This is a genomic window from Bacillus sp. DJP31 (genome assembly GCF_049310945.1).
Classification (GTDB): Bacteria; Bacillota; Bacilli; order Bacillales; family SA4; genus Bacillus_BS.
The window spans coordinates 135395-142071 of record NZ_JBMERO010000010.1; the positions used below are offsets into that span (position 1 = coordinate 135395).

7 protein-coding genes and 2 pseudogenes are annotated in these 6677 nt (G+C 33.6%); 4 read left to right on the forward strand and 5 right to left on the reverse strand.

Annotated elements, in window-relative coordinates:
• Positions 1-11: 11 nt before the first annotated feature.
• From ACOI1C_RS11585 to ACOI1C_RS11595, 3 genes are all read right to left on the reverse strand, one after another.
• Positions 12-1016, reverse strand: a complete 1005-nt coding sequence (locus ACOI1C_RS11585) for an FMN-binding glutamate synthase family protein (protein ID WP_422510683.1) — start codon at positions 1014-1016, stop codon at positions 12-14.
• The gene (locus ACOI1C_RS11590; RefSeq protein WP_422510684.1) at positions 1013-1240 is read right to left on the reverse strand and encodes a hypothetical protein; all 228 of its coding nucleotides are present in this window, start codon (positions 1238-1240) and stop codon (positions 1013-1015) included. The genes ACOI1C_RS11585 and ACOI1C_RS11590 overlap by 4 nt, the downstream gene beginning before the upstream one ends.
• 179 nt (positions 1241-1419) lie before the next feature.
• Positions 1420-2343 (reverse strand): glycerophosphodiester phosphodiesterase, encoded by a 924-nt coding sequence (locus tag ACOI1C_RS11595; RefSeq protein ID WP_422510685.1) that lies wholly within the window; start codon positions 2341-2343, stop codon positions 1420-1422.
• Positions 2344-2682: 339 nt separating this feature from the next.
• Between ACOI1C_RS11595 and ACOI1C_RS11600 the strand changes: the two are divergent.
• The 3 genes and pseudogenes from ACOI1C_RS11600 to ACOI1C_RS11610 form a co-directional block, all read left to right on the forward strand.
• A pseudogene (locus ACOI1C_RS11600) lies at positions 2683-2760 on the forward strand (YjcZ family sporulation protein); the annotation flags it as partial.
• A gap of 61 nt (positions 2761-2821) precedes the next feature.
• The gene (locus tag ACOI1C_RS11605; RefSeq protein ID WP_422510686.1) at positions 2822-2947 is read left to right on the forward strand and encodes a YjcZ family sporulation protein; all 126 of its coding nucleotides are present in this window, start codon (positions 2822-2824) and stop codon (positions 2945-2947) included.
• Positions 2948-3087: 140 nt separating this feature from the next.
• Positions 3088-3366: pseudogene (locus ACOI1C_RS11610) on the forward strand (transposase); the annotation flags it as partial.
• A gap of 672 nt (positions 3367-4038) precedes the next feature.
• Here the strand turns inward: ACOI1C_RS11610 and ACOI1C_RS11615 are convergent.
• Positions 4039-4575: a peroxidase-related enzyme gene (locus tag ACOI1C_RS11615; RefSeq protein ID WP_422510687.1), complete on the reverse strand. Its 537-nt coding sequence runs from the start codon at positions 4573-4575 to the stop codon at positions 4039-4041.
• A 470-nt stretch (positions 4576-5045) separates the two neighbouring features.
• Between ACOI1C_RS11615 and ACOI1C_RS11620 the strand changes: the two genes are divergently transcribed.
• Positions 5046-5705: a TVP38/TMEM64 family protein gene (locus tag ACOI1C_RS11620; protein ID WP_422510688.1), complete on the forward strand. Its 660-nt coding sequence runs from the start codon at positions 5046-5048 to the stop codon at positions 5703-5705.
• 268 nt (positions 5706-5973) lie between these two features.
• Here ACOI1C_RS11620 and ACOI1C_RS11625 read toward each other — a convergent pair whose 3' ends face one another.
• Positions 5974-6303: a hypothetical protein gene (locus ACOI1C_RS11625; protein ID WP_422510689.1), complete on the reverse strand. Its 330-nt coding sequence runs from the start codon at positions 6301-6303 to the stop codon at positions 5974-5976.
• Positions 6304-6677 lie beyond the last annotated feature (374 nt).

The window sequence follows — 6677 nt, forward strand, 5'->3', positions numbered from 1 at the left end:
TTTTAATCCAATTACTTCGTTTTCCGATGAGACGCACCATAACGAATACCCATAAATTCTGCTAAATCTTTATCCATTGTAACTAGATCTTCGCGGCTTAGCTCGTTTAATTGCTTCTTTCCCATCACCTGAAGAGCACCTTTTATTTCTTCTGTACATGACTTCAAGAAATTAGCGAGATCTTTAGCTCCTTCTTCAGGGTCAAACTCATCTTGTAGCTTTCCTGAGTATAAAGCTAACTGTGGAGGTGGCATATTTGGGAGTGCTTTAGTCATCTGACTCTGCAGTGTAGCCATTAATGCGATAGATCCAATATATACGGCATCTGCTCCTATTGCTAGTGCCTTTATAAAATGTCCTGGGGTCGTAAGTCCTCCAGCAGCAATAATTTGAACCTTATCTTTTAGGTTGTGTTCTTTCAGCCAGTCAACTGCTCGTACTAACGCATGTAATGTCGGAAGTCCAATATCATCTTCAAACGTAGGTGGGGCACCTGCTGTACCACCATAGTCTGACTTTAAACGATTAATTAAATTGATAATATCTTGGCTAGACTCAACATTAGGGAATCTTGGCTGAATGGTAGAATCTTCTCCTTCTTTAAGATCCCACGTTTCTCTTAAATGGTCTCCAATATCCTGCGCCTTTGTTTTAATTTCAGCCGCGCCGCCCCAAGCACCTTGTCCGAGTTGAACTTCAATCGCATCTAAGTGTTTTAAGTCTTCCTCCTTCATTCTCATTGCACGATTATATTGACCAATTAGAATTTTGGCATTATCTCTTTCTTCATTTGTAAGTCCTGTCTCGCCTGTGTTTGTAGATGTTCCTGCCAATGATGTTCCTTTAGCAATTGCCATTCTCATCTTTAAACTTAACGAGCCACCGTAAGACATTCCAGTTAACATAATAGGAGTATCTAATTCGAGTGGTTTCTTCGTATTTGGGCCAATAACCGTTTTTGTTTGAACATCTTTTTTACTTTTAGTTGGAAGTTCAAAGAGCTGTCTAGGGTTCAAAAGAACTTTCTCCCAAGGTGATAATACATTAGGCTCCCAATTGGTCGCTTTAGTTCTTTTCCTGTCTGTGCTCTCATCCCTGCTGCCATTATCGCTTTTGGTGTAAGCTTTGTAGCAATTGTCATCATTAGAAATGGATTTTCTTCATATTTACTCGTTAGCATTTTTTTCATCGCTGCATCCATCGTAGGATCCATTAGATATAACATCATCTTTTCAATCATCTTACTCCTCCTTTATCAACAAAAGTATTTTTACCATAATCAAGGATGTTTATGAATAAAATTTAGTAAGTATCTCCTAGAAAAACATCTATTGGAAATTTGTGGGATAGATTACATCCTTATTGAAGACTTCTATGGAAATTATATCCCCTTTATTAATTGATTCCAAAGCATTTGTATTAGACTGAATTAATAAAGGTTAATAATTTTTTTGTCATTAACTTAACTAATTCTACAAATTCTACATAACTACACTTTAGATTTTGTGAATTCTGAATTTTAGGTAATTCTCTTAGATTTAGACTATCAGTGACAATGCCATCAATACCCATTCGCTTCATTCTTATTAGATCCTTATGTGAATGCACATCCCAAACGTATACTTTTAATCCAGCTAATTTAGTGCGAGCTATAAAGTCTGGTGTAACAGCAAATTCTGGAGGACTTACATATTCTGCAAAATCTGCTATTTCTTTAAGCCTTGAATCTGTTAAATGGTTAACCTCAAAACCGCTCAACAAAAGACACCTAGAAACTTCTGGTAGCAATTTTTTCATTCTCCTTAGTGACAATTTATCAAAGGTTTGCACAACAATCTCTCTCTTTTTCCCTTTCTTTTTCAATAATTTTGCTAACTTACGCTCTATTCCAGGATATAAATCAGGATACTTTATTTCAATAAGTAAACCCACTACATTATTGTATTTTTCAATTACTTCCCTAAGAGTAGGTATTTTTTCTCCTTTAAAATGTTTATTGAACCAATATCCTGCATCAAATTGTTTTAACTCTTCAACCGTATAATCATGAACGACTCCTATACCATTTGTAGTACGCTCTAACGAGTAATCATGAATTACAACAATTTCCCCTTCCCTACTCAATTGAATATCAAGTTCTATCATGTCATAGTTGAGTTCAATAGCCTTATTGAACGAGGCGAATGTATTTTCCGGAGCAATTGTAGACACACCTCTATGAGCAATTAGATTAAATAGATGCTGTTCTTTACACATACTTTTTTCATAAGTCTCTACATTTAATATTGCAACTAAAATAAAACTGATAATGATGAAGGGCATATGACTTTCTTGATAATTCAATAAAACCCCTTCCTTTTAATAAAATTTAAAGAAAAAGCAATTACAAAGAAATTATTCCATTTGTTTTCAAATTATCTTATGAAAATCATTGTATTATTGGGAGAGGCTTTTGCCTATTTGAGTAATTAAGTAATAATGTAAAAACAAAACCTACATAGAACATCCACTTTGTTATAGCTAATAAATTAATACATTCTTGAGCATTATTTATTGAGCCTATGGTATGAACGAATGGTATAAAAAACTAACACCTTTATCTTAAAGTCCTATGATGAAGTATAAAAAGTAGAAGTATTAGTGCTCTAATCCCCTATAAATAAAAAGATAAGGAGGTAGATAATATCAGGTTATGGATATGTAATAGGCTTTGCGTTAATCGTAGTGTTGTTTATCCTTTTAATTATTTTTGGTGCTGCTAGAGTAGGTCCGGCTACTAACACTCATATTCATTTTAAATAGTAGAGGGTGAGGTGATAAATTGCGATTGGGATTTGGTTATGGTGGCTATGGTTATGAAGGTGGATTCGCGTTAATTGTCGTTTTATTTATCCTATTAATTATTATTGGTGCTCAGGTCTTGGTCATCATGGTTAATTTAGAGTAGAATGGGCACTTAAAATCCATAATTATCCTCTACAGATCAAAGTAAAAAGCCTATTATACGCATCACTTCAATATATTTTGCATCTATTTATTTCTTTCGTGCATATTTACTCTCTAAGCCCTTGATTCGGTTTTGCGTTTGATTGGTTAAGTAGCCATTCAGAACATACAAATGCCGTCCGTGTCCAAATTTCAGTGTTGGCCTATAATTCCCATAATTGGTTAGGAAGAACCTGTTTGCCGGACAAAGTTCGAAATCAGACGATGGAAACGATACGCACCCAAATCATTAAGATTGCGGGAAGAGTGGTTCGTTCCGCTCGCTATATGACATTCAAATTATGCAGTAGTTGCCTATACAAAGGTGCATTCTGGCAAACATTATTGGATATCCAACAACTCCAAGTCAGAATAAACTAGATCGTTTACTAGAGGGCACTTAAAATCTAGTTACTCAAAAAAACGAACTATTCTAGGGAGTCTATGTTGATTGGTGCGGAAGGTGCGAGACTCCTTGCTAAGAGCAGAGGGACAGGTGAGACCTAGGCTTTTTCACGATAGTGAAAATAGCCCTCCATTCCCTGCGACGAGGTAGGTTTTTTCACGGTAGTGAAAATAACCTTCCTTTTTCGTCCGCCCCGCGGAAAGCGAAGCATCCTTGAGTGGAAATCAACAGGTAAATTTAACACTTACTACTTAAAATGTGGATTTTTTCAGTGGCTCGTTTACTAGTAACCTATTTTTTTAAAAAATAGGTTCAACCAAGGGAGAAGTATGCCCATCTTTGATTAATGAGGTTATCTGATAAGAAATTCATATCCATTTAATGAAGGTGAAGTGTAAATCAAAAAGAAAACCCCACAAAATGTAAGTGGATTTTACTATCCCAGCATTTTGTGGAGTAATTTTAAGGGAAATGGCTGTTCCGTGAATAATTTGGGTGTATATGACTAGAACGTTGATTTTTATCCTATTAACACATTTTCCCCTTTTATTACATGATCAATAAGAACACCATTCTATCCTAGGAATGCTTATTTAAACAAAAAAGAACATTATTCACTCTAAATAGTAAATAATGTCCATATTATTTTAATGATATTCTTCCTCTAGCTTCACTCCTAGACCTTCTGCCATCCTGTTAACAAAATTAAAGTAAGAAGTGATTTGACAAATATCTAATATCTCTGTATCTGTACAGCCAAGTTTTCTTAATTTCTCTACATCTTCATCTGTGACACTATGAGGCTTCTTAGTTAGCTTAACTGCATAATCCAAAATAGCTATAGTTTTGTCATCTAGCTGAACTTGTCGATAATCTTTTTTAAGGTCTTGAACAAGTTGGTTGTCTTTCGTTAATAAATGGAGCGCCGCCCCATGATGTTCCATTCAGTAAAAGCATTCATTAGTAGATGAAACAACAGTAGCAATTGTTTCCCTCATTTTCCTACTTAACGGAGACTTTCCAAACATAATAACCTTATAATAATCCAAATGGGCTTCTAATGATTTTGCATTCAGTGAATGAACTTTTAATATATTTGCCATCTTTCCATTAAACTTATCATACAATTCTTTTAGTTTACCTTCAGCCTCTTCGGCCTCTATCATATGAATTCTAGCTTCCATATAAATCTTCCTCCTCCCTATAATCTAACTAACGCTTTTAGAATTACATTCAGTTTATGAAATGACTTATACTAAAGTCAAGGATTATAATAGGATTTTACATCCTATTATAATCTTCGCTTTTTGGACTATTCGAACCTTTCATATTAAATTAAATGAATAATGACAACATAAAGTGACCTAAAACCTAGGATAGTACAGCAAAGAAAGCCGCATATTATACAACACTTCTGTTAATAATCTGTAATGCAAATTACAGATTATTAACTATCTTTTTATTATGATTATAATAATAGGCTCTTTCTAAAAGATTGTTGTCTTTAAATAGATTACTTGAAAACAAAAACCATTTATGGTTGAAAGGAACGGAAATCAACCAAGCCTAAATACTTGTTATACAACAACAAAGTTTGCGAAAACAGCCAAATAATATATCCATATACTTATATTCATAGAAAGGGGTGTACTTATTGATAAAAAAAACCTTACTCCTCTTATTCATTGCAACTTCTTTATTTATTCTTATTTCATTTTGGGAAGATATTTATGCTTTTTTCACACAATCTTCTTTTGTAGACATGGCTGATTATATCCGCTCAATGGGTATTTTAGCTCCTTTAATTAGTATTCTGCTCATGATCTTTCAATCCATCGCTGCCCCCATTCCATCTTTTCTTATAACTGGTGCAAATGGGATGGTATTTGGTTATGTTTGGGGTTCAATAATATCATGGTTTGGTGCAATGTTAGGAGCAACTGTATCTTATTATTTAGCTAGAAGGTTTGGGTTCCAGTTTGTAGAGAAACGCTTTAAAGGAGATAAGCTAAAGCCACTTTTAAATAAAATAAATGGAACGTATGGCTTTCTATTTATATTAATTTCTAGAATTTTACCAATCGTTTCATTTGACTTAATCAGTTTTCTCGCAGGTCTAAGTGGTATAAGGCTCACTACCTTTTTAGTCGCTACCGGAATTGGAATGGTTCCTGGGACAATAGCTTATACGGTTATTGGTCACGATTTTATAGATTTAGAGAAAAACCTAAATAAAATTCTAATTCTTTCGGCGACAATCATCGCAGTTTTTTTAATTGGATATCTTGTAAAAAGAAATTTTAAAAAAATATAAAGATAACTTTATAACAAAAGGCTCAGTAGTTATAGGATTACAAAAAAAATACCATTCAAACCTTTCTAGTTACATTCATTTTCAATTGGAGTTGTGACCGGTATTGTTTTACGTAGTTTTTAAAATTCCAAGTAGTTAAAAATTCCGTTTCGGATTCGGATTCTCTACCTAGTTCGATTAAATGAAGCTTTTGCTTTTTAGAAAGATGAAAGTCCGTAGCACCAACGTTAATTTTTCTATAAATACTGTTCTTGCAGCTAAATGTCTATCAATAATGTCTCTTATCATGAGCTTCAAACATTGATCTAATTAAAGGAATTGTTGTATTGACTGGACCTATTAGTTGAGTAGGTTGAAGAATTATACTTTGGCCAGATAACCGAAAGCCTATGGTTGGCCACTTCGGTATCTCTTCTAAATCAACTATCCAAATTGGATAGTTGATTAGTATTCCTCCATCTACAACCACCACTTTAACTTTTAAATTACGAGGAATAAAGAAAAAAGGAATTGAACTACTAATCAGAACTGCGAAAGCAATTAGAAATAATTTAGGTTCGATACCATAGCGCGGGAGATCATCTGGAAGAATTGACATTCTATCTTGCGAAATATCTGCTATGATAATTTAAAGTTTGTTTTCTGGTAAGTCGCCAAAAGTTTGTATTGTCATCCTTTGCATTTAAAATGATTTAATACTCCTCTCTTTGAATGATAATCCTTTATGTTAAAAGTTTAATTTTTCAAGTAATTCATATGATACATATAGCAATATCTCCTTATAATGTAGGAAAGATTAAGCCTTTTAATCTTTACTACATTTTATTTTTCTTAAAAATTTTCGGTCAAAATAGCTGCTTCCAATTAGCTTTTCTAATTGCTCAGTCCGAAAATCCTCCAAGGGTCTATCTGCCAACTGATTTACATAAGCAAAATAACCAGTAATCTGATTAATATCTAATCCTAGATTTC

Coding starts and splice junctions, on each gene's coding strand:
- ACOI1C_RS11590 (WP_422510684.1), bottom strand. CDS start 1,240: ATGATTGAAAAGATGATGTTATATCTAATGGATCCTACGATGGATGCA.
- ACOI1C_RS11625 (WP_422510689.1), bottom strand. CDS start 6,303: ATGTCAATTCTTCCAGATGATCTCCCGCGCTATGGTATCGAACCTAAA.